This window comes from Pseudoalteromonas sp. T1lg122 (genome assembly GCF_002964825.1).
Taxonomy (GTDB): Bacteria; Pseudomonadota; Gammaproteobacteria; order Enterobacterales; family Alteromonadaceae; genus Pseudoalteromonas; species Pseudoalteromonas gelatinilytica.
Genome location: NZ_PQCG01000032.1, coordinates 157777 through 180261, shown reverse-complemented (window position 1 = coordinate 180261; position 22485 = coordinate 157777). Strand labels below are relative to the sequence as shown.

The following is a 22485-nucleotide window of genomic DNA, read 5'->3' as shown; positions in this document are numbered from 1 at the left end:
TATTATGAGTTTGATATCAAATGCAGAGTTAGCAACGCACCTGTCGGTGCAATCTGAGGTGGTTGAAACATTACAAACCTTGCTCCGATTTAAATCGGTCACACCTGCTCAAGCGGGGGCAATTGATTGGCTTGAAAGTAATTTAAGCCAGCTCGGCTTTGATTGTGAGGTATTTAGCTTTAATCATGTTACTAATTTAATTGCTAAAATCACCTTTGGTGAAGGCCCTATCGTTGCTTTTTCTGGTCATATTGATGTGGTACCCGCTGCGCAGGGTGATTGGCGAGTTGATCCTTTTAGTGGCGAGATAGTCGATGGCAGTGTCTATGGCCGTGGCGCAGCAGATATGAAAGGCGGTGTTGCTGCTATGCTTTGCGCAACAAAGCGTTTTTTAGCGCAAAAGAGCAATAAACGCGGCACATTCTACTGGTTAATTACCTCAGATGAAGAAGGTGAGGCTGAATACGGCTCCTTATTGATTGCTGAGCGTCTAGCTAAACAAGGTGTTGTGCTTGATGGTTGCCTAGTTGGCGAACCGACGAGTCATTTGCATGTGGGTGATACCATTAAAAATGGCAGACGGGGGGCGTTGTCGGCTCGATTATCTATTCAAGGTAAAGCTGGGCATGTTGCTTATCCTGAAAACACCATAAACGCAGCACATTTAAGTGCAGAGGTTGTAAAGCGCTTAACGGCAATTAGCTGGCACAAAGATGAAGCCGGTTCGGCAACAACACTACAAGTAACTGGCATTAATATAGCCAATGTGGTGGATAATCTTGTTCCTGCTCAGTGTGAGCTAACGTTTAACGTGCGTTATAGTCATGGCTACAAAAGTAAAGACGTTAAAGAAGAAATTCAGTTTGCGTTGGCAGATTTAGCATCCCAGCTAACGCTTGTTTGGGAGCGCCCGTGCGAATCATTTTATACCTTGCATCAAGCCAGCAATTGCTTGTTGCAGCAGCTTGAACAAGCCGTGCATGAAATCACTGGCAGCTTTCCGATGCTTAGTACTAGTGGTGGCACATCTGATGGCCGCTTTTTTGCTAATGAGCATACTCAGGTGATTGAATGTGGCGTGAGAAACCATACCATTCATCAAGTTAATGAGCATGTCCCAATCGCAGACTTAATCACCATTGAGCAAATATATTCAGCTGCGCTTAGAAATATATTTAGTTAAAAATGAAAAAGTCGGCGAATATGCCGACTTTTTCCTTTTAGTTATTTTATAACGACTATTCTCGTGCCTGTCCTAAGTACCGTTTGGCCTTACTCGCTTTTACTTTATCTAAGTCGACAAGCACTAATCCATCAATGCAGTTATTAAACTCAGGGTCGATGCTAAAACTTAAAAACTGTACGCCACCAGGTTCGCAAAGCTCCGTGTATTGTTTGAATAAGGTAGGGACTTGCGCGCCAATATTGGCAAGTACATGCTTAAGTTCAACAAAGTCTTCTTTAATGTCATCCCCAGCAAATAACTGAGCACATTGTTCTTTTTGTGATTCGGTATGGCGATATTCATTATTGGGGATAGCTAACACTTGTTTAGCACCATAATAATGTTGGTAATAATGAACGAGGAGTGATTTTGCTTGCTCAGGGAGTGCGTTAGACACGCTGACTGCGCCAAACAAATAGCGGTATTGCGGGTATCGGTTCACAAATGCGCCGATGCCAAACCATAAATAATCTAGGCTTTTTCTACCCCAGTATTTGGGTTGCACGAAGCTGCGACCAAGCTCAATGCCTTTTTCAAAATACGGCGTCATAGCATCGCTGTAGCTAAATAGGCTATCGGTGTATAAACCTTTGCGGCCATGTTTTTTTATAATGTCTTGTGCGCAGGCAAGTCGGTATGCGCCAACTAGTTCAAGTTGTTTAGCATCCCAAAGTACAAGGTGTTGATAATCCATGTCGTATTTATCTATATCTCGGCGTTTGCCACTGCCTTCACCGACTGCACGAAACGCAATTTCACGAAGTCGTCCTAGCTCACGGAAAATCGGTGAGCTACCACAGTATTGGTATAAGTAAATTTTCATACCATCAGAGGTTTCACCTAATAATTCACACTCTTCAATGGCTTTTTTAAGGTCTTTCGTTGCTTCTGGGCTAGCAATGGGAGTTTGCGTTTTTAACGGCAGAGGTTTTTTAGTGATAAGTCGATACAACTGTTTTCTTATCAGCTGAGCTATCTCTTTATCTTTTAAATTCTCGATTAAATATGACTCAGGTGGGATAGATGCGCCAATTTCAAACTCTAATGATTTTTGTCGTTGTTTAAACATCTCTTTGACTAATAGCAAACTGGCTAATGGTTTATAGATCATTGAGGTGCCGTAAAATAACGGGCTGTTTTTCGCTTTGATGTAAATAGGCAAAATAGGTGCGTTGGCTTTTTTTGCCATACGTAAAAAGCCACTGTTCCATTTACAGTCTTTAATTCCCGTTGGACTTAAGCGCGATACCTCACCTGCTGGGAAAATTAATAACGCACCGTCTGATTTTAAGTGCTGTTGGATATTAGCCAGCTCTTTCTTTTTACTCGTTCCTGATAGGTTATCTACGGGAAGGAGTAACGAGTGCATGGGAGTGATAGACATCAGCATGCGGTTTGCAACGACTTTTAAATCAGGGCGCACACTTGATAATACTTTTATCAGCGCTAATGCATCGAGTGAACCAATAGGGTGGTTAGCCACGATGACGATATTGCCTTCACTAGGAATATGTTCCATTTGCTTTGGCTTGTAGCGCGTGTCAAAGTCAAGCTCATCAAGTACTTGCTCTACAAATTCAAGTCCTTGTAAGTGTGGGTATGCATCACCAAAGGCAACAAACTCTTGCTCATGTAATAAATAACCCAGGCCTTTCTTTACTAAGCCTTTTACTTTTGGTGAATTTTCTAACTGTGGTAAATTTGCTTCTATTACTTTATCAACACTGATCATACAAACCTCAAACATAAACGCATTCAGCGATGAGGTTAGGGTAAGAGTTCGCTGTGACAGTTAGGTTGCAGTTGTGTGACTTTTTAAAGAGCGCTTCGAGTACGAGGCAAAATGGAGAAGACAATGATTTTACTTGTAGCTGTAACAGGTCGAGATTGCAGCCAATTAATTGCTCGATTACAAGCGTTATTACCAGAGGTTGACGTGCAGCTTTGGTCTGAATGCACTGATTACCAAGCCGTTGAGTTTGTACTGGCTTGGAATGCCCCTGCTGATTTATGGCCTAAGCTGGTAAATTTAAAAGCAGTTTCTTCATTTGGTGCAGGCGTTGATAGCATCGAGTTAACGAAGATAGCTGCGCATGTCCCCGTTGTTAGAATTGTTGATGATAATCTTGCAAATGATATGGCAGAGTACGTGTTGACCCATGTGTTGGCACACAAGCTGAGACTCAAAGAATATTATTTAAAACAATCAGCCAGTACTTGGAAGCCAAAGCGAGCGTATTCACATCAACATGTGGGTATTTTGGGTTATGGTGAACTCGGTAAAGCCTGTGCTAAGCGTTTACTCGCAAATGGCTTTAGAGTGAGTGCTTGGTCTAATAGTGAAAAACACGATGCTGAAGTAAGTACCTATTACACACGGCAGGGATTAGATGACATGCTTGGTCAAATTGATTATCTCGTGTGCTTGTTGCCACTTAACCAACACACTCAGGGTATCATTAACAAATCACTGCTAAGTAAATTGCAAAATCATGCGGTGCTTATTAATGTTGCCAGAGGCAAGCATGTTGTCGATGAAGATTTACTTGAAGCACTTGATAGTGAGCAATTACGTGGCGCTACCCTTGATGTGTTCAGCGAAGAGCCTTTACCTAAGGTGCATCCTTATTGGTCTCATGAAAAGGTGACCTTAACACCTCACTGTGCTGCATTGTCAGATTTAGAGACTGTGACGCTGCAAATCGCGGGTAATGTCAAAAGGTTAATTGAAGGTGAAAGTCTAATAAATCAGGTTGATAGAACAAAAGGTTATTGACACATTACAAATTAGTTTAATATACACCTTGTTAACATCTGTAACTTTGCTATGCTGTTGTTGCTCAATAAAAAAACAATAATAAAAAAGAGGCGTTATGAAATCTAATCAAGGTGGAGCTAAATTTAGTCTAGTCGTAGTGTCAGTAATTGTTCTTGGTGTTTCAGCATGGTTTAATCAAGCGAATGCATCAGATCAGCCAGCTCAGGTTATTGAAGTTAGCCAATCATAACCAACCAATCACAATTAGTATGTGCAGCATGTATTGATGCTGCACTTTAATCCTTTATTCTCTTAACTTCTTTTTGAATGGATTTCTCTGTTCTCGTGCTTCTTCTCGTCTGACTTTTTAATCATCACATACGTTGCACCGCTACCACCATGATGCTTAAGGGCGCTATGAAAGGCTAAAACCGCTGGAATTTCTTGCAGCCATTTATTGGTATAGCTTTTTAAGATACCCGGCTGTGATTTATTTTTGATGCCAATACCATGGCGAATAAGTACGACACGAATATTTCGTTTATGGCAGTCATCAATAAAATTAAAAAGCGTACTGCGCGCTCTTTGAAGAGGCTGACCATGCAAATCAAGCGTGGCATCGAGTTGATATTTAGCTAAACGCAGATTTTTATATACTTGGCCTTGTACGCCATCTTTTTTAAATGCCAATATGGCATGAGGATCTAACAGCTCAACGAATTCAGTACGTAAATAGTTTTCATCAATTGCTAAATCACACTCAGCTGCTTTACGTTTTTCTTGTTGCGCTAAAGAAGGGCCCTGTTTCGTAGAATCAAATTGAACAGTGTCATGCTTAAGAGGTTTTACGTCTTCCATTGATGAAAGAAATAAGTCGAAGTCGTTTAATGACATAATGTACCCCAAAATTTTCTATACCCAAACCATCTCAAGGTGCGAGTTTCAGTTGGAATTAAAAGCGATTTAGGCAAGGCATTGATTGCAAATAATAGTGGTTCTATTGTTAAAATCAATAACGCAGTATAAATCCCTTTTAAACCAACCCTCCGGGCGTTTCACAGGCACTCACTCTCATCGTTGTTACTTCTTAAAAGGGACTACCATTCTTGCAAAGTAACGCCTTGATATTAAGCACCTGTGAAACGCTGAATTCTGCATCTTGAGGTGGCTTGGGTATATATACGCCGTTTATGGTATCTCAGTTCAATTATTTTGTAAGTAAAAAAAAGCCCAAGCAGAGGGCTGCTCGGGCATAAAAGCTGATAGATGGGATAGCCTATTCTATCAATTTATCTTAGGAGAAGATTAACCTTGATTGATATTCAACTGGCCAAATGTGTAGACCTTGAATAAATAAAATGTATTGATCAACACCAAGCTCATATTTGAGATAACGCTCGATGACATGAGATCTAAACTAAACGATAAAAATAATAAACTACACGCGCTAATCGCCGCAAAACGCAGTAATGTAAGCTGGTTAATAAAAAATGCACCTAATCCTAGTGCAAGTAACGTTAAGTTTAAAAGCCAATCTAGCTCGTTTAGCATGGTCGTATCTGATCGTGTCTGTGTTGAAAAAGGAGCGCCATTATGGTGATCTTTTACACAGCTTTCAACCAAGTAATTTTTAATTTTCGGATTAGATTTTTTAATCCATTATTAGTTTTTTCATGGCAGCAAAAAATCCACTTTGTTCTGTCACACGATACTTCTGACAGGTGTCTGGGTTACGCTTATCTTGGCATAGGTAAATAACGTTGCGGCTAAGGTCTGCGCGGGGGCTCAGGGTTGAATCAAATAAGTTTGCACCATAGCCAAATACGCCAGGCCAAAATACACTTTGTGAGACCATGCCAAGCTTTTCATAAGTGATTAGCACGGGCTTTGGCGTAATTAGTAGAATTAATACAACCGCGGCAAGTGTATACCAACGTGTTTTGCTTTTTTTAAGTTCGACTTCAGGTGCGGCTTGTTGCCCAGCTTGTGCGCGCGCTTGTTGTTGATTTAAGGGTCTTTGGCGTTTTGCTTGCGTTGGTTTCTTTCGTGCAGGTGCTTTACCAAGTAAAGATTGTTTTTTTATTTTGTTAGACATAAAGCTTATCTGGCCTTTTAAACATAGGTCTCTATAATGAGATTATAACGAAGTTTTTGATATAATAGTCAAATTCAAATCACTTATAGCTTAAATGCGTTACACTCTTCAGTGCAATGAGTGTTTATCTTCATAGTTTAAGAGGAATAGTATGGATACGCAGCTTTCAATTCTTATTGTGGACGACGTAGGCACAGTTCGCAGTTTTTTAAATCAAACATTGATGCACCTAGGTATCGATAATGTGCGTGAGGCTTCTACGGCCGCGCAGTGTTTAAGCGCATGTAAAGAAAAAGAGTTCAATATTATCTTCTTAGATATTGAATTACCCGATGGTGACGGCAAAGAGATTATCTCGCAAATCAACGAAATTTCGCCTGAAGCGAATGTTGTGATGGTTTCGGCTCATTCAACGGTCGAAAACGTTAAAGAAGCGATTGAGAAGGGCGCTAAAGGGTTTGTAGTAAAACCTTTCACACCTAAGAAAATTGCCGCCATGCTGAAAAAGTTTTACCCAGAACTCGAAATTGTCTAGCTAACTGGTTTAATGAGGCATAGTGAAAACGTGCCTTGTTAAATTACAGATAAAAAAAAACCGGCATAAGCCGGTTTTTTTATATTCATCAAAAACAAATTATAGCGCTTTGATTTTAGCTGCTAAACGGCTCTTATGACGAGCTGCTTTGTTCTTGTGGATAAGACCTTTAGTTGCGTAACGGTCTAGGATAGGTGTTGCAACAGCGAATGCTGCTTGTGCAGCTTCTTTGTCGCCCGCTTCAATTGCAGCAACTACTTTTTTGAAGTAAGTGCGCATCATTGAACGACGGCTTGCGTTATGTTGACGATTTTTTTCGCTCGTAATAGCGCGTTTTTTTGCAGACTTGATGTTAGCCAAGGTTTGCTCCTAACAATCTTAAAATAAGCTTAATTTAAAGGCCGTGGAATATGCCTGTTTTTATCATGAATGTCAACGAAAATTTGACATCTCAAGAAAAACTGCTCCTTATAACGAACATCAATTTGCCGCTTTAGCAGTTAATATCGCCATTGTAACAAAGGGTCGGGTTCGAGCCTAGTGCTTTAAAGATATTTTAGGCATAATCGCCCATCTTAAAGGTTTTTTGATAATGGGTTTAAGGTGGCAAAAGGATTATTTCGTTCTGGAATGATTGTTAGTGCAATGACAATGATTTCACGTGTTTTAGGGTTAGTACGAGATGCTGTTGTGGCTAATCTGCTTGGGGCCAGTGCCGCAGCCGATGTGTTTTTATTTGCCAATCGAATTCCTAACTTTTTAAGACGTTTGTTTGCTGAAGGAGCTTTTGCCCAAGCTTTTGTACCGGTTTTATCTGAGATAAAAGAGCAACAAGGTGACGATAAGGTGAGGTTGTTTGTGGCTCAAGCAGCCGGCACCTTAGGCACCATTTTATTGATTGTCACCCTGTTTGGGGTGGTTGCCTCTCCAGTCATCGCAGCATTATTTGGTACCGGTTGGTTTATCGATTGGTGGCAAGGAGGCGAAAATGCCGAAAAGTTCGTACTGGCCAGTGCGCTGCTAAAGCTGACTTTCCCTTATTTGTTTTTTGTGAGTCTGGTTGCCCTGAGCGGTGCGGTTATGAACGTCTATAATCGCTTTGCTGTGGCTGCATTTACGCCTGTGCTGTTGAATGTATCAATTATCACGTGTGCTGTTTTTCTACACGATAAATTTTCGGTAGGGGCATACGCACTTGCCATTGGCGTGTTTGTGGGGGGCTTAGTACAGTTACTGTTTCAGTTGCCATTTTTGTACCGTGCCCGTATGTTGAGCCGCCCTAAATGGGGCTGGCAAGATGAAAACGTTAAGAAAGTTCGAAAGCTCATGCTACCTGCCTTGTTTGGTGTTTCGATAAGCCAAATAAACTTGTTACTCGACACCATGATTGCCTCGATGTTGATGACCGGCTCTATCGCGTGGCTTTACTACTCAGACCGTTTAATTGAGTTTCCTCTTGGCTTATTTGGTATTGGTATCGCGACAGTCATTTTGCCCGCATTATCTAAGTTACATAGCACTAATAGCACAAAAGATTTCCAGCTAACCCTTGATTGGGGTGTGCGCTTTGTTATTTTCTTAGGCTTGCCTGCCATGTTTGGTTTAATGGTGATTAGCCCGCTCATTATTACGGTTTTATTTGACCATGGCGCGTTTCAGGATGGTGAAGTTGATCATGTAAAAGCGGTTAGTTATGGAGTGATGGCCTACTCGGTAGGATTGGTTAGCTTTATGCTAATCAAGGTGTTAGCACCGGGTTTTTATTCACGTCAAGATACTAAAACCCCTGTAAAAATAGGTATTAAAACACTGGTGTTAAATATGGTGTTTAACATTATGTTGGCCCCCTTTATTGGCTATTTGGGGTTAGCGTTAGCAACCGCGATGTCGGCCAGTTGTAATGCCTATTTGTTGTATCATCAATTACGTAAAGATGGCGTCTATCAGTTTTCTGCGATGAGCCTTAGCTTTACCTTTAAGTGTTTGTTTTCAAGTTTATTAATGGCTGCTTCAGTGTGGTATGTTGGCCAGCAATTTGCGTGGAAAACATGGCACTTTAGTGAGCAGGTAGTGCTATTGACGGGGTTATTGGCACTTGCTGCTTTTGTGTACTTTGTAGCCTTGTTCATTTTAGGTGTGCGACTAAATACGATAAAAAGTGTTGCAACTACTGAATCAAACTAAAAAAAAGATTATAATCGGCGCTTCAAGCCCGATATCAATGTTTTGGGCTCGCTGATAAAGGCAAAAAGGTGGCATGGAGTTAATTAGAGGTATTCACAATATTCGCGCGCAGCATTATGGCTGTGTGTTGACCATTGGTAATTTTGATGGCGTGCACTTAGGTCATGCAGAAGTGATTAAAGGCTTGCTGCAAGACGCAGAAAAGCATCAATTGCCAAGTACCGTGATGTTATTTGAGCCTCAGCCACAAGAGTTTTTTGCTAAAGATAATGCACCTGCGCGTTTAACTCGACTACGTGATAAGCTCAGCTTACTAGCAAAGCTAGGTGTTGAGCGGGTGATTTGCATTAGCTTCAATCAGCAATTTGCCAATATGGAAGCAGAGCAGTTTGTCAGCCAAGTTTTGGTTGAAAAGTTAGGCGTTAAAGCGCTGACAGTAGGCGATGACTTTTGCTTTGGGAAACGTCGTCGTGGTGATTTTGCGCTATTAAAAACCATGGGCGCTGAGCTAAATATGGATGTGAAAAGTACTGCAAGTTTTCGTAGACTCAATGATAGAGTGAGCAGTACCCTTATTCGCCATGCGCTTGCTGCAGGGCAATTAGAAGATGCAAAAACCATGTTAGGCCATGGTTATGCAATTTCTGGACGTGTTATTCATGGCTGGGAAAAAGGTCGTGAGTTGGGGTTCAGAACCGCCAATATTGCGTTGAAGCGCCAAGTATGTCCTGTAAATGGTGTATTTGCAGTGCGAGCAACCGTTGGTGAAAAAGAATTATTTGGGGTTGCAAATATTGGCAACAAACCCACATTTAATGGAACACGCGCATTGTTAGAGGTTCATCTTTTCGACTTTGCGAAAGATATTTATGGACAATTTATGCACGTGGAGCTAATCAAGAAGCTTCGCGATGAGAAAAAATTCGAGACATTAACACAATTGACGGCGCAGATTGCAGATGATGTAACCGCCGCTAAACAGTGTTTTGGTTTAAATTAGGTAGCCGATACGGAAAGTAGGATTAATGAGCGACTACAAACATACTTTGAATTTACCGGAAACAGCGTTTCCAATGCGCGGCAATTTGGCACAACGTGAGCCAAACATGCTTAAAACATGGTATGAAGACGATCTTTACGGTCAAATTCGCAGCGCTAAAAAAGGTAAAAAAACCTTCATTTTGCATGACGGCCCTCCGTATGCAAACGGTGATATCCATTTAGGCCACTCGGTAAACAAAATTCTTAAAGATATTATTGTTAAGTCAAAAACCCTGTCTGACTTCGATGCACCTTACGTGCCGGGTTGGGATTGTCATGGTTTACCAATTGAATTAATGGTTGAAAAGAAAGTAGGCAAGCCGGGCGTGAAAGTGTCTGCTGCTGAGTTCCGTGAAAAGTGTCGTGAATACGCTAAAAAGCAAGTTGAAGGTCAAAAAACAGACTTTAAACGTCTAGGTGTATTTGGTGATTGGGACAAGCCTTACTTAACAATGAACTTTGACTTTGAAGCGAATGCGATTCGTGTTCTTGGTCGTATCATTAAAAATGGTCACTTACACAAAGGTGCTAAGCCTGTTCACTGGTGTACAGATTGTGGTTCAGCACTTGCTGAAGCGGAAGTTGAATATCAAGATAAACAGTCTCCAGCAATCGATGTACGCTTCGAATTTGCTGATCAAGATGCTGTAATCAATGCGTTTGAACTAGCTGAAGGCCATACAGGTACTGGTGCAGTGAGTACTGTTATCTGGACGACAACACCTTGGACACTACCTGCTAACCGTGCAGTAGCAGTTCACGAAAAGCTTGAATATGCCCTTGTTCAAATTGACGATGAAGGTGCACAGCAGCGTTTAATCTTAGGTTCTGAGCTAGTTAAAGATGCTATGGACCGTTATGGCTTTAAGCATTACCACGTACTAGGTTATGTGAAAGGTGCGGCACTTGAGAACTTACAGGTTGCTCACCCATTCTATGACTTCACAGTGCCTGTGATTGTTGCTGATCACGTTACAACTGATTCTGGTACTGGTGTTGTTCATACTGCACCTGGTCACGGTCAAGAGGATTTCGCGGCCGGTCTTGCTTATGGTTTAGAAGTGGCTAACCCAGTTGGTGCTAACGGTGTTTACTTACCTGACACACCAATGTTTGCTGGTCAGCACGTATTTAAAGCAAATGCGAGCGTTATTGACGTATTAACTGAAAACAATGCGTTATTACATCACCATGCGCTTACACATAGTTACCCACATTGTTGGCGTCACAAAACGCCAATTATCTTCCGTGCGACGCCACAGTGGTTCGTAAGTATGGACCAAGCTAACCTTCGTCAAGATTCATTAAGAGAAATCAAAAAGACTGAGTGGTTACCTGAGTGGGGCGAAAGCCGCATTGCAAACATGGTTGAAGGTCGTCCTGATTGGTGTATTTCACGTCAACGTACATGGGGTGTGCCAATTGCATTATTCGTTGATAAAGACACGGGTGCACTTCATCCGAATACACAAGAGCTTATCGAAGAAGCTGCAAAACTGGTTGAAAAATCAGGTATTCAAGCGTGGTATGACTTAGAGCCAGCAACTTTACTTGGCGATGATGCTGAGCAGTACATGAAAGTACAAGATACGTTGGATGTATGGTTTGACTCAGGTGTGACACACGCATGTGTGGTTGATGCACGTGAAGATTTAACCGGTCCTGCTGATCTTTACTTAGAAGGTTCTGATCAACACCGTGGTTGGTTTATGTCGTCAATGATGACATCGGTTGCTATCAATGGTCATGCGCCATATAAGCAAGTGCTAACACATGGTTTCACCGTTGATGAAAATGGCCGCAAGATGTCTAAATCATTAGGCAACGTAATTTCGCCACAAAACGTGATGAACAAACTAGGTGCTGACATCTTACGTTTATGGGTTGCATCAACTGATTTTACAGCTGAAATGACTGTATCTGATGAAATCTTTAAACGTTCAGCAGACCGTTATCGTCGTATTCGTAACACGAGCCGTTACTTACTTGCGAATTTAAATGGTTTTGATCCTAAAACGGATCAAGTTGCTATTGAAGACATGGTTGAGCTTGACCGTTGGATTGTGGGCCGCGCAGCTGAGCTTCAAGATGAAATCTTAGCGGCTTATGACAAGTATCAAATGCTACTTGTAACGCAAAAGCTAATGAACTTCTGTACTGGTGAGCTTGGTTCTTTCTACCTAGACGTTATTAAAGACCGTCAATACACAGCGAAAAGCGACAGTCATGCGCGTCGTTCATGTCAAACTGCGCTTTATCACATTGCCGAAGCAATGACGCGTTGGATGGCACCGATCTTAAGCTTCACCGCGCAAGAAATTTGGGAAGCATTACCAGGTGAGCGTGACAAGTTTGTATTCACTTCAGTATGGTACGATGGCTTGCAAGCCTCTTCACAAGGTAAATTCAGCAACGATGATTGGTTAACAATCCTAAACGTGCGTGATGAAGTAAACCGTGTGCTAGAAGCCGCTCGTAAAGAAGAAGTTATTGGTGCAACTCTACAAGCAAACGTAAACATTTATGCAGGTGAAGAGCTAAGCGCGAAATTAGCTGCATTAGGTGATGAACTGCGCTTTGTACTATTAACGTCAGGTGTGGCAGTTGAAACTGTGACAGCACAGCCTGAAGGTACTCAAGTGACTGAGATTGATGGTTTATTCATTAAAGTTGCAGCAACAACCGCTGAAAAGTGTGAGCGTTGTTGGCACTACTGTGATGATGTAGGTGCTGATCCTGCACACCCTGAAATCTGTGGCCGTTGTGTAAGCAATGTTGACGGCGATGGTGAACAGCGTCAGTTCGCATAGGAGTTGTTTGTGAGCAAACTAGCCGGAAAAAGTGGCTTGGTTTGGTTATGGCTGAGTCTACTACTTTTAGTAGTAGACCATGCGACAAAAACACTTGTCGTTAGTACCATGGCCTACGAAGAGTCGATTGATATTCTGCCGTTTTTTAATTTCACTTATGTACATAACTATGGTGCGGCCTTTAGCTTTTTAAGTGATTCAGGTGGCTGGCAGCGCTGGTTCTTTAGTTTGATTGCAGTGTCGATCAGTGTGCTTTTAGTGTGGTGGCTGAAACGCTTGCCAGCGTCTAACAAAGTATTATGTTCTGCGTATGCGTTAGTATTAGCCGGTGCGATTGGCAACTTATACGACCGCATCGCTTATGGCTATGTCATTGACTTCCTGCATGTATATTACGAAAACTGGCACTTTCCTGTTTTTAATATTGCCGATTGTGCAATTTGTATCGGTGCCGCATTACTTTTATTTGATGCCTTCACAGGCGAAAGTCCTAAGGAGCAACGAGCATGAGCCAAGCTGTAATTGGTGAAAACTCTGAAGTGATCTTTCATTTCTCAATTAAGTTAGAAGATGGCTCAGCAGCCGATTCAACGAAGGTGCATAATAAACCTGCAAAATTGCGAATGGGTGATGGTAGCCTGACAGAAAATTTTGAAAAGTGTTTACTCGGTTTAATGGCTGGTGACAGCAAGTCATTTGCATTAGAGCCTGAAGATGCATTTGGTCAACCAAATCCAGATAACATTTATTATGTAGACCGCAGCAAGTTTGGTGCTGAGACCCCAGCTGAAGTTGGTAATATTATTGCCTTTACTCAACCTGATGGCACAGAGTTACCAGGTCTTGTTCGTGAAGTTCAAGGTGACTCAGTCACGATTGACTTTAACCACCCACTTGCCGGGCAGCGCTTAACCTTTGAAGTTGATATTTTAGAGGTAACAGGTTAATGGATATTTTATTAGCGAATCCACGCGGCTTTTGTGCTGGCGTTGACCGTGCAATTAGTATTGTGGAGCGCGCACTCGATATCTTTGAAAAGCCAATCTATGTGCGCCATGAAGTCGTTCACAATCGATATGTTGTTGATGGCTTAAAAAATCGTGGTGCTGTGTTTGTTGAAGAGCTAGATCAGGTTCCTGACGACAGCATTGTTATATTCAGTGCGCATGGTGTATCGCAAGCTGTTCGTAGTGAAGCAAAGCGTCGCGACCTTAAAGTGTTCGATGCCACGTGCCCACTGGTAACAAAAGTGCATATGGAAGTAACACGCGCAAGTCGTAAAGGCACTGAGTGCGTGTTAATTGGTCACCATGGTCATCCTGAAGTAGAAGGCACAATGGGGCAGTACGACAACGAAGCGGGTGGTATTTACTTAGTAGAAACCCCTGAAGATGTTGCTGGCCTAACGGTTAAAAACCCTGAAAACCTGTTTTACTGTAGCCAAACGACGTTATCTGTAGATGATACGGCAGATGTGATTGATGCACTTCGTACTAAGTTTCCGGCAATTGATGGCCCGCGTAAAGATGACATTTGTTATGCTACGCAGAACCGTCAAGATGCAGTCCGTGACTTAGCAGATAAAGTGGATGTGCTGCTTGTAGTAGGGGCTAAAAATAGCTCTAACTCAAATCGTTTACGTGAACTTGCTGACAAAATGGGCACCACTGCTTATTTAATTGATGATGCGAGTAATGTTGAAGCGGATTGGTTCAACAGTGTCAATGCAGTGGGTGTGACTGCAGGTGCATCTGCACCAGAAGTTTTAGTTCAACAGGTTATTACTCGTTTAAAAGAACTAGGTGGCAATCAAGTTGTTGAAAATCCTGGTGAAGAAGAGAACATAGTATTTGCCGTTCCTGTTGAGCTACGCTAATCTAAGCAAATAGTAGTCAACAGTTAAAAGAGGAGCCCATGAGCAAACAGCCAAATTCAAACGGCTTGCTGATTGCGGCTCTTTTTCAATCTCGTGGTGTCCTTGCCACCCTGATCGTCAGCCAAGTCATTGCTATTTTGCTCGCCTTCTCACCCATGAGTTTAGGTGATGTTTGGTTACGCCTTGCTATATTTAGCTGCTTTTTACATCTAATCTTTCTTTCTAGCTTGTCGTTACTGTATGTGTGCCGAGCCTTACTTACAGAGCTGTCACATTCAAAGCAGCTATTTATTCTGATATTCACATTACTGGCATCAACGTCTGTGTTTAGTTGGCTGTTTTTGTCAGTGTTTTCAGATGTGTTCGCTATGGAGTCGAGGGCTAACTTTATTGTCAGCAATTTACTGATCATATTTTTGGTAACGGCGCTATTCAGCCAATTTTTGCTTATTCATAATCAAAAAGAGCAGCAAACTAAAGCGTTAGCGCAGGCTGAGCTTGATGCCTTACAAGCAAGAATTCGTCCTCACTTTTTGTTTAATAGTTTGAACACTGCAGCTGAGCTGACACATTATGATGCTGAGGCAGCTGAACAAGCAATTTTGGCGCTGGCGGCGCTTTCGCAGGCCGCTATGCGCAGCGGTAAAGCCATAAAGCTTGCTGATGAAATCACTTTATGCCAGCAGTATGTGGCTCTTGAACGTTGGCGCTATGGCGAACGCCTAGCATTAAGCTGGAAATTGCCTGACGAGTTGCCAGACATTGATATTCCGTGTTTAACAATACAGCCAATTATTGAAAATGCGGTATTTTATGGCGTCGAGCCAGCAGAACAAGGCAATATTTCTGTTGAAATGCATCAATCGGATAAAGCTTATACCTTTATTATAACGAATCCTGTAGCTGCAGAAGTGAATAACTCACGAACAGGAAATGGGATGGCACTGGATAATATCCGCCAACGTTTGGCGCTTTTCTATGATCAAAAAGCACAGCTGACGACCACAATTCGTGATGATGTATTTAGAGTGAAGCTGGTAATACCAAAGCAGAGGGATGCATGATAAAAGTTTTGATTGCTGATGATGAACCACTAGCAAGGGCACGAATAAAACGCTTATTAGCTGCAAATGAGGGTTGCACTATTGTTGGTGAAGCAAGTAATGGTGAGCAAGCAATTGAACTTTGTAAGCAACTACAGCCCGATTTAGTGATGCTTGATATTAATATGCCTAAGCAGTCTGGCCTTGAAGTGGCCGCAGAGCTAAAACAGTTTTCGATCCCGCCTGCAGTTATGTTTTTAACGGCCCATTCAGAACATGCTCTAACTGCATTTGAGCTCGCTGTTGATGGCTATTTAGTTAAACCTGTGTCTGAGCAGGCATTAACCAAAGCAATGACGCAACTGAGTAAATTAAACCGTACTCAAGTAACCGCCCCCGAAAATAACTACATTAGTTATCAACTTGCAGGTGTAATACGACGAGTTAATGTAGATGATGTGGTTTGCTGTATCGCAGAGCAAAAATATACCCGAGTAGTGTTTTTTGAAGGTGAGGCACTTGTTGAGCAAAGTTTAAAGCAACTAGAGCAAACCTATCCGCTGCAGCTACTTAGAATTCACCGAAATACACTTGTGAATAAGCAACATATTGTTAGCCTTAATAGCCCATCTTCAGGTGGGCATACAGTTACGATGAAGCAGTTTGAGGAGCCTTTGGCAGTTAGTCGCCGAGAGCTTAAAAATGTAAAAGCTGTAATGGGTAAATAATAACAATCTTCATTGCAGCATCTTATCTTCAATAATTACTTTCTTATTAGTCACTATCTAACTTTGAGCAAAGTTTAAGTACCGTTTATCGCGCATTTTGACCGCTCGTCCATATACAGATTGTTATTTATTTGTGTCGTAATACTCTTACTGTATGTAAAAGTATCCATGACTTCACCATGATTAAACATTCTGAGCAGCAAGGCTTTACCCTTATTGAAGTACTTATTGCCTTTGTTATTTTAAGTTTTGGCTTATTAGGCGCGGTTGCCTTACAAGCAAAAGCCAAGCAGGCAAGCTTTGATTCTATGCAGCGTGCAGCTGCTGTAGCACTGGGTAATGACATTATTCAGCGTATGCGAGCGAACGACTCACCTGGCTTTGCTGCGTTATATAATGGCACTTTCGATAGTAATACAGCTCTAAACACAAGTTTGAGTTGCTATAACTCAGCATGTAGTGCTCAACAATTGGCAGAATTAGATAAACAACAATGGGTGCGTGCAATTCAGGCTCGTGAAAACACCGGTGCTTTAGACGATGCAACTGTGTGTATTAATAGTACTCCCGTCGCTGCAGGTAATGCCAGCGAATTCAATATTGAGGTTGTGATCAGTTGGCAAGGCCGTCAAGAACTTAGTGCTAATAAAGATACAGCTGCAATTGATTGTGGTTCTAAAGGCGATAAGCGACGTTTGATTGTTCTACAAAGCTATATTTATTTAAGGTCTTGATATGAAAAAGCATAATGGATTTACTCTCGTCGAGATGATGGTTGCTTTATTCATCGGAGGTGTGGTGCTCGGCGGGGTGATGTTTACCTATATAAGCATGAAGTCAACGACTCGTGACACGATGACAATTGGAGAGCTACAAGAAACTGGCAGACTGGCTATGAATATCATGCAACGTGATATTGAACAGATTGGTTTTTGGGGCACGTTTTATGAAGACTCTTTCTCAGATGCAAATACAAACAGTTTAGGAAATCCCGGTAATGATTGTTCAGAAGGCCTTAATAATGGCAGCTTTCCAGATACAGCTGCAACCAGTAACTTTCGCTCCGTTTATGCAGTGCAAACAACCGGTAACTCAGCCCTTGGATGTATAAACAATGTTGAGAAAAATACAGATGTACTGCAAATTAAGTTTTTAGAAGGCTTACAAATTCAACCTGCCAATACTAGCGATAACTATTATTATTTCATCGCCGAGCAAGAGCTTGCAGAATTTCAGCGCGGCCCAATCGCGGCAGCGGCTGTAAATGGCAATGCCACGATTTGGCGCTATCGACATCATGTTTATTACATCGCCAAGCAAACTTACACCATTAATGACCAAAGAGTGTCTGTTCCTCTACTTCGACGTAAACGCTTAACTCCGAATGGGGGCATGACAACTGAAACCGTTATGGAAGGGGTAGAAAATATGCACTTTGTGTTTGGCCTAGATACCACTAATAACAGTCGTGTTGATACATACAAAAGTATAAGCCAAATGACGAGTACAGATTGGGAGAATCGCCGTGGTATTTTGACAGTGCAAGTATTCTTACTTGTGAGATCGCTTTTACCAGATTCAAACCTTAAGTTGAAAAATCAAACTTATACATTGGGTGAAGACGCAAATAGCCGCGTTCTTACATTTGACGATAACTACCGACGCGCACTATTTACGACCACTATCCGCTTGAACAATGTTGGGGCAAACTTATGGCGCATTTAACTATGATGCATAAGCAACAAGGTGTTGTATTAATCGTTGCTTTGATCATGGTTATTGCGATAACCGGTATTGCTGTGACTTTGATGAGCAGCAGTAGTGTAGATATTAAAATCACAAATGCCGCTCAAGAGAGAGAAGCGGCAGAGAATGAATTAATTGGTGATGTACAAAACGTCATTGCTAATGAAGCAAAAAAATTAGGTAACAGCCGGTTTTTCTTTAGTAGAGGGCAAGTTCCTGAAACAGGCCTAGATCTAGGTAATACAAATGACACATCTAATACCATGTTTAACAAAAATGAAGGCCCTATGGCTTTAAGGTGCCCAAGACGTTTTGATGATACTGCAGGCTTAAGATGCAATATGGTTGAGATTAATTCAGTGATTGAATATGGCTCTAAAAGTAAGCATAACCTCACTATTACAACAGGGATTGCTCAAGAAATGCTGAGCTTAAATAGTGGAAATTAATGGAGTAAGGCGAGTATGAAAATGAAGTTAAACAGCCTATTTCTTATTTTTGCATGTGTATTTTGCCAAAACCTTTATGCTGAAGATATAGATCTATATGTAAATTATGACGTAGCGGAAGACGAAAAATTACGGGTCTTACTTGTTTTTGATACATCAAATAGCATGGCATTCTCTATAGAAACGGGCAAAGCCTGTAGAGATAAAGGAAAACTAATACTATGCCCTGAAGGAAGTCGTTTAGAAGTCGCACAGGAGGCGATGATTAAATTAATCAATGACAATACTGATATTGAGTTTGGTTTAATGCGGCTTATTAAAGGTACTGGTGGTTATATTGTCCATGGGATTGGAACAAATCATAATGCGATTAAAAATACTCTCAGAAATTGGGACATCACTGATCTAGAATTAGGGACCCCATTAGTTGAAACTATTACTGAAACATGGCGATACTTAATAGGAGATGACCTTTTTTTCGCGAATCTGGTTGAACCAGCTAAAAGAGATAGTTCAACAGAATCAAATGGTAAGTATATTTCTCCTTTCAAGCAGAACTTAGGTGATCCAGTACGATGCGATAATAGCGTAAATATTATATTGATGACAGACGGTGAACCTTACTATGATGTCGGTCAGGATAAATATATAGAAAACTTATATAAAAGTATTTATGGCACTTCACCTAAAAAAGTGGGTAATAGTCATTTACCCTCAATGGCAACAATTCTTCATGGTAAAGAGAATGAAAATAGGGATATATACCCTGAAACAAGTGTTGTAGATGGCGCAAATGTTTACACGATTGGTTTTGGTAAAGGCTTAGTTAAAAACGCAGGAGACATTTTACAGGCGACTGCTGATAATGGTGGCGGTAGTTATATTTTCGCAGAGTCTGCAAAAGCGCTAAGTGATGCATTTGATAATGTTCTTACCGAGATTAGAGAGGTCAACTCAACTTTTTCTTCACCATCGGTAGCATCAAATAATTCAGATAAATTATCACATCGTGATGCAGTTTATTTTCCTATGTTTTTACCTTCAAACGATGCTCGGTGGCGAGGGAACCTTAAAAAGCTAAAAGTGTCTGGTGGTGTCGTAGTTGATGCCAACCTTGACTCCGCTCTTGGTAATGACGGGGCGATTTTATCAACAGCAAAAACATACTGGCAATCTAATAGCAATCTCATTGCTGATGGTGGATACGTTGAGAAAGGAGGCGTAAATGCTTATTTAGCTGAACAATCGAGTATCCCAAATAATGGCCGAAAAGTAATCACAAATTTATCGGGCGGTCGAATGCTCAATTTTACGGCTTACAGAGTCATAATCCATTATGGAAATCGATTTAAGGCTGCCGTTGATTTTGATTCAGATCCGGATGAAGTCTTTGATCTTATAAATTGGTCTCGTGGACTTGATGTTGATGATGAAGATCAGGACGGTTTAACAGACGATTCTCGTCATGATATTTTTGGTGATGTTCTGCACTCTAAGCCTGTGACGGTAGATTATGGCAACAATGATGTTCGTATTCTTATTGGGACTAATGCCGGTTATTTACATATGTTTCAGGACAAGAACGATGTTTTAAGTGAAAGCTGGGCATTTATGCCTGCGGAACTGTACTCAATTATTAAGCCATTACGCGATAAAAAGTTACACACAAAAGTGTATGGAGTGGATGGCCCAATAACCGTTTATTTTGATGACAAAAATGAAGACGGCATCGTTAATAATGATGACAGGGTATGGGCATTTTTCGGGTTACGTCGAGGTGGTAGTAGCTATTACGGTTTAGATATAACTAACCCTAATTCACCTTCTCTGATGTGGGGAGGGCCATTAAAAAGTAGTGATGAAAAATTTTTAGAACTGGCACAAACATGGTCTAAACCTCAAATTACATTTATCAACCTTAAAGGCTATGAAGATAGACCGCTATTGGTATTTGGTGCCGGCTACGACACGAATAAAGATAATTCAATCTCAGCAGATTCTAAAGGGCGAGGCTTATACATTGTCGATGCAGAAACAGGTAAACAAGTATGGGCATTAACAAATTCAGAAGGTGGCTTTAAAGGTGAGCATAGTATAGCGTCTGACATACATTTACTCGATTCAGATTACGACGGCTACACTGACAGACTGTATGCAAGTGATACTGGCGGTGGGATCTGGCGAGTTGACTTAGCGACAAACAACCTAAAAAATTGGACGCACTTTCAACTTGCAAAATTAGGCAATAATAACCGCCGCTTTTTTTATGAGCCATATGTTTCAAGAACGTTGTTCAGTAAAGTAACAGAAACAACAATTGACGGTGAAAAAACTTACTCAAGAATTGATACTCCTTTTGATGCGGTATTGATTGGTAGTGGTGATCGTACAGATCCATTGAATTTAAAAGTCAGTGATAAGCTCTATATGATTCGAGATGTAAACACGGTAACTCGAAGCTTTGAAGAGGATGAAATTCCAGATTTAATTTGGCAATCAGATTTAATGAATGTAGATAGTGACCCGTTTGCCAAAGTGACCGACAGTTTGAAAGACTTTGTTGAATTAGAAGCTGATTTAGCTGAAAAAGATGGTTGGTTTTATAATTTAGGGTGGGGTGAAAAGGCAACTTCGAAAGCTACCGTGTTAGGGGGCGTTGCTTACTTTACTACCTATAAACCAGATACCAGTTCTTCATCGGATTCTCAGTGCTCAATTGCAGAAGGTCAAGGTTATCTTTATGCATTTCATCTTCACTATGGGACCAAAGTGTATGATTGGCTGAGAACTCCAACAGCGGCAGAACTACCAGATACACCAACTATGTATGTTGAAGATGGTGATGTGTATATATTTCCATTACCAAATAAAGACCCAAATTGTACTGAAAACTGTGAGAAAATTGAGGCTAAAGTAGTTAATGGGCCTACTCCTAGCGTTGACGAAAATGGCAATGTTCAGCTTTATGATGAGGAGCCACTTAAATTAGAAGTTCATCAAAGTTATATTTATAAGCAAGAACAAAATGATAATAGCCAGTGATTAACTGATTTGTTATTTTATTTTAATTTTAACTGAATCCTTCTTTTTCAACCCAGTTTTTCTGGGTTGATATTTTTAATTGTTTTTACTGTGCGCTGCCTTTATTTATATATTTTTTATAATGTTGTCTTGAAATATTTACAATTAACTTATTGTATATAAATCGCTTTTTACGCCTCTCTTTTCCCTGCTGTTAATTATTTGATTTTTAATGGTTTTTATTTCTTTATTCTTATCTGGTTTCTTGTTTTTAATTGGTAAATATTTTAATAAATAAGTGGAATGATATTGTATATTTATTATAATACTTATTGGTTAGCCTGAATTGGTTGTATGTTTTAAATTTAAAAACACTTTTTACCTGTCTTTTTATGCTGACTTAAATTATTACTAGGCGAAATGTAGATGAAATATCACGCGAAGGTTTGCTATGGAAAACTATCAAATTAATCAAAATGTAAAACACAGTGTTTCAAGTATGCACAAACAAAAAGGTGTTGTTTTGATTATTGCACTAATAATGGTTGTTGCGGTGACTGGTATTGCAGTGACCTTAATGAACAGCAGCAGTGTAGATATTAAAATAACGAACTCAGCGCAAGAGCGTGAAACGGCAGAAAATAGCTTAATTGGTACGGTGCAAAAAGTTATCGCTAATGAAGCTGCAGCAGGTGGCAACAGTGCTTTTTTAATGAAAGCATCTGAAATACCTGAAGGCGGTTATGGCATGGGGGATATGGATGGCGCATCTAACACTATGACAAATTTAAATAATGGTGCGCTAGATTTACCTTGCCCACGTAAATTTAACTTCACTGCTGGTGTGTCTTGTAACATGGTCCAAGTCGATACAACGATTACTTATGGCACTAAGAGTAAACATACCTTAACGATCAGCACAGGTGTTGCCCAAGAAATGGCTAGCCTAAATACGGGCGGTTAGTGGAGAAAGT

22 protein-coding genes are annotated in these 22485 nt (G+C 40.9%); 17 read left to right on the top strand and 5 right to left on the bottom strand.

Annotated features, from left to right (window positions below):
* Window positions 1–4 precede the first annotated feature (4 nt).
* Window positions 5–1183 (top strand): succinyl-diaminopimelate desuccinylase, encoded by a 1179-nt coding sequence (dapE, locus tag C2M33_RS13435; RefSeq protein ID WP_105174645.1) that lies wholly within the window; start codon window positions 5–7, stop codon window positions 1181–1183.
* Window positions 1184–1238: 55 nt separating this feature from the next.
* Here dapE and C2M33_RS13430 read toward each other — a convergent pair whose 3' ends face one another.
* Window positions 1239–2957 carry a lysophospholipid acyltransferase family protein gene (locus C2M33_RS13430; protein WP_063700207.1) on the bottom strand — a complete coding sequence of 573 codons (1719 nt, stop codon included), beginning with the start codon at window positions 2955–2957 and terminating at the stop codon, window positions 1239–1241.
* A 123-nt stretch (window positions 2958–3080) separates the two neighbouring features.
* On the opposite strand from C2M33_RS13430, the gene C2M33_RS13425 reads away from it, so the two are divergent.
* Together C2M33_RS13425 and C2M33_RS21415 are read left to right on the top strand one after the other, a co-directional pair.
* Window positions 3081–4001 (top strand): 2-hydroxyacid dehydrogenase, encoded by a 921-nt coding sequence (locus tag C2M33_RS13425; RefSeq protein ID WP_105174644.1) that lies wholly within the window; start codon window positions 3081–3083, stop codon window positions 3999–4001.
* A 97-nt stretch (window positions 4002–4098) separates the two neighbouring features.
* Entirely contained in the window at window positions 4099–4233 is a 135-nt protein-coding gene (locus tag C2M33_RS21415; RefSeq protein ID WP_267894573.1) for a hypothetical protein, read from the top strand.
* Between the two features lie 62 nt (window positions 4234–4295).
* Here the strand turns inward: C2M33_RS21415 and smrA are convergent, their stop codons facing one another.
* The 3 genes from smrA to C2M33_RS13410 all read right to left on the bottom strand — a co-directional run bounded on the left by smrA (window position 4296) and on the right by C2M33_RS13410 (window position 6078).
* On the bottom strand, window positions 4296–4877 hold the full coding sequence (gene smrA / locus C2M33_RS13420; RefSeq protein ID WP_054561916.1) for a DNA endonuclease SmrA: 582 nt from the start codon (window positions 4875–4877) through the stop codon (window positions 4296–4298).
* Between the two features lie 411 nt (window positions 4878–5288).
* Entirely contained in the window at window positions 5289–5534 is a 246-nt protein-coding gene (locus tag C2M33_RS13415) for a hypothetical protein (protein WP_054551958.1), read from the bottom strand.
* Between the two features lie 100 nt (window positions 5535–5634).
* Window positions 5635–6078 carry a hypothetical protein gene (locus C2M33_RS13410; protein ID WP_063700200.1) on the bottom strand — a complete coding sequence of 148 codons (444 nt, stop codon included), beginning with the start codon at window positions 6076–6078 and terminating at the stop codon, window positions 5635–5637.
* Window positions 6079–6229: 151 nt separating this feature from the next.
* Here C2M33_RS13410 and C2M33_RS13405 point away from each other — a divergent pair, with 151 nt between their 5' ends.
* Window positions 6230–6613, top strand: a complete 384-nt coding sequence (locus C2M33_RS13405) for a response regulator (protein WP_054561914.1) — start codon at window positions 6230–6232, stop codon at window positions 6611–6613.
* A gap of 99 nt (window positions 6614–6712) precedes the next feature.
* On the opposite strand, the gene rpsT is transcribed toward C2M33_RS13405, so the two are convergent.
* A complete protein-coding gene (rpsT, locus tag C2M33_RS13400) occupies window positions 6713–6973 on the bottom strand; it encodes a 30S ribosomal protein S20 (RefSeq protein WP_036967030.1) in 261 nt (86 codons plus the stop codon).
* Between the two features lie 243 nt (window positions 6974–7216).
* Between rpsT and murJ the strand changes: the two genes are divergently transcribed.
* The 13 genes from murJ (at window position 7217) to C2M33_RS13335 (ending at window position 22475) form a co-directional block, all read left to right on the top strand.
* The gene (murJ, locus tag C2M33_RS13395; protein ID WP_267894572.1) at window positions 7217–8797 is read left to right on the top strand and encodes a murein biosynthesis integral membrane protein MurJ; all 1581 of its coding nucleotides are present in this window, start codon (window positions 7217–7219) and stop codon (window positions 8795–8797) included.
* Between the two features lie 73 nt (window positions 8798–8870).
* On the top strand, window positions 8871–9797 hold the full coding sequence (gene ribF, locus C2M33_RS13390) for a bifunctional riboflavin kinase/FAD synthetase (RefSeq protein WP_063700198.1): 927 nt from the start codon (window positions 8871–8873) through the stop codon (window positions 9795–9797).
* A gap of 25 nt (window positions 9798–9822) precedes the next feature.
* Window positions 9823–12648: an isoleucine--tRNA ligase gene (gene ileS, locus C2M33_RS13385; RefSeq protein WP_105174643.1), complete on the top strand. Its 2826-nt coding sequence runs from the start codon at window positions 9823–9825 to the stop codon at window positions 12646–12648.
* 9 nt (window positions 12649–12657) lie between these two features.
* A complete protein-coding gene (lspA, locus tag C2M33_RS13380) occupies window positions 12658–13158 on the top strand; it encodes a signal peptidase II (RefSeq protein ID WP_063700192.1) in 501 nt (166 codons plus the stop codon).
* A complete protein-coding gene (gene fkpB / locus C2M33_RS13375) occupies window positions 13155–13595 on the top strand; it encodes an FKBP-type peptidyl-prolyl cis-trans isomerase (RefSeq protein ID WP_063700190.1) in 441 nt (146 codons plus the stop codon). The genes lspA and fkpB overlap by 4 nt, the downstream gene beginning before the upstream one ends.
* Complete coding sequence (gene ispH / locus C2M33_RS13370) at window positions 13595–14524, top strand: 4-hydroxy-3-methylbut-2-enyl diphosphate reductase (RefSeq protein WP_063700188.1); 930 nt, start codon at window positions 13595–13597, stop codon at window positions 14522–14524. Before fkpB ends, ispH begins: the two co-directional genes overlap by 1 nt.
* Before the next feature lie 38 nt (window positions 14525–14562).
* Window positions 14563–15588 carry a sensor histidine kinase gene (locus tag C2M33_RS13365; protein ID WP_105174642.1) on the top strand — a complete coding sequence of 342 codons (1026 nt, stop codon included), beginning with the start codon at window positions 14563–14565 and terminating at the stop codon, window positions 15586–15588.
* On the top strand, window positions 15585–16295 hold the full coding sequence (locus C2M33_RS13360; RefSeq protein ID WP_325050850.1) for a LytR/AlgR family response regulator transcription factor: 711 nt from the start codon (window positions 15585–15587) through the stop codon (window positions 16293–16295). The genes C2M33_RS13365 and C2M33_RS13360 overlap by 4 nt, the downstream gene beginning before the upstream one ends.
* Before the next feature lie 179 nt (window positions 16296–16474).
* A complete protein-coding gene (gene pilV, locus C2M33_RS13355) occupies window positions 16475–17029 on the top strand; it encodes a type IV pilus modification protein PilV (RefSeq protein ID WP_105174641.1) in 555 nt (184 codons plus the stop codon).
* 1 nt (window position 17030) lies between these two features.
* On the top strand, window positions 17031–18020 hold the full coding sequence (locus C2M33_RS13350) for a PilW family protein (protein ID WP_105174640.1): 990 nt from the start codon (window positions 17031–17033) through the stop codon (window positions 18018–18020).
* A complete protein-coding gene (locus C2M33_RS13345; RefSeq protein ID WP_058585470.1) occupies window positions 18008–18490 on the top strand; it encodes a pilus assembly PilX family protein in 483 nt (160 codons plus the stop codon). Before C2M33_RS13350 ends, C2M33_RS13345 begins: the two co-directional genes overlap by 13 nt.
* A gap of 15 nt (window positions 18491–18505) precedes the next feature.
* Window positions 18506–21532: a PilC/PilY family type IV pilus protein gene (locus C2M33_RS13340; protein ID WP_233999200.1), complete on the top strand. Its 3027-nt coding sequence runs from the start codon at window positions 18506–18508 to the stop codon at window positions 21530–21532.
* Window positions 21533–21962: 430 nt separating this feature from the next.
* Window positions 21963–22475, top strand: a complete 513-nt coding sequence (locus tag C2M33_RS13335) for a pilus assembly PilX family protein (RefSeq protein ID WP_233999198.1) — start codon at window positions 21963–21965, stop codon at window positions 22473–22475.
* Window positions 22476–22485: the final 10 nt, after the last annotated feature.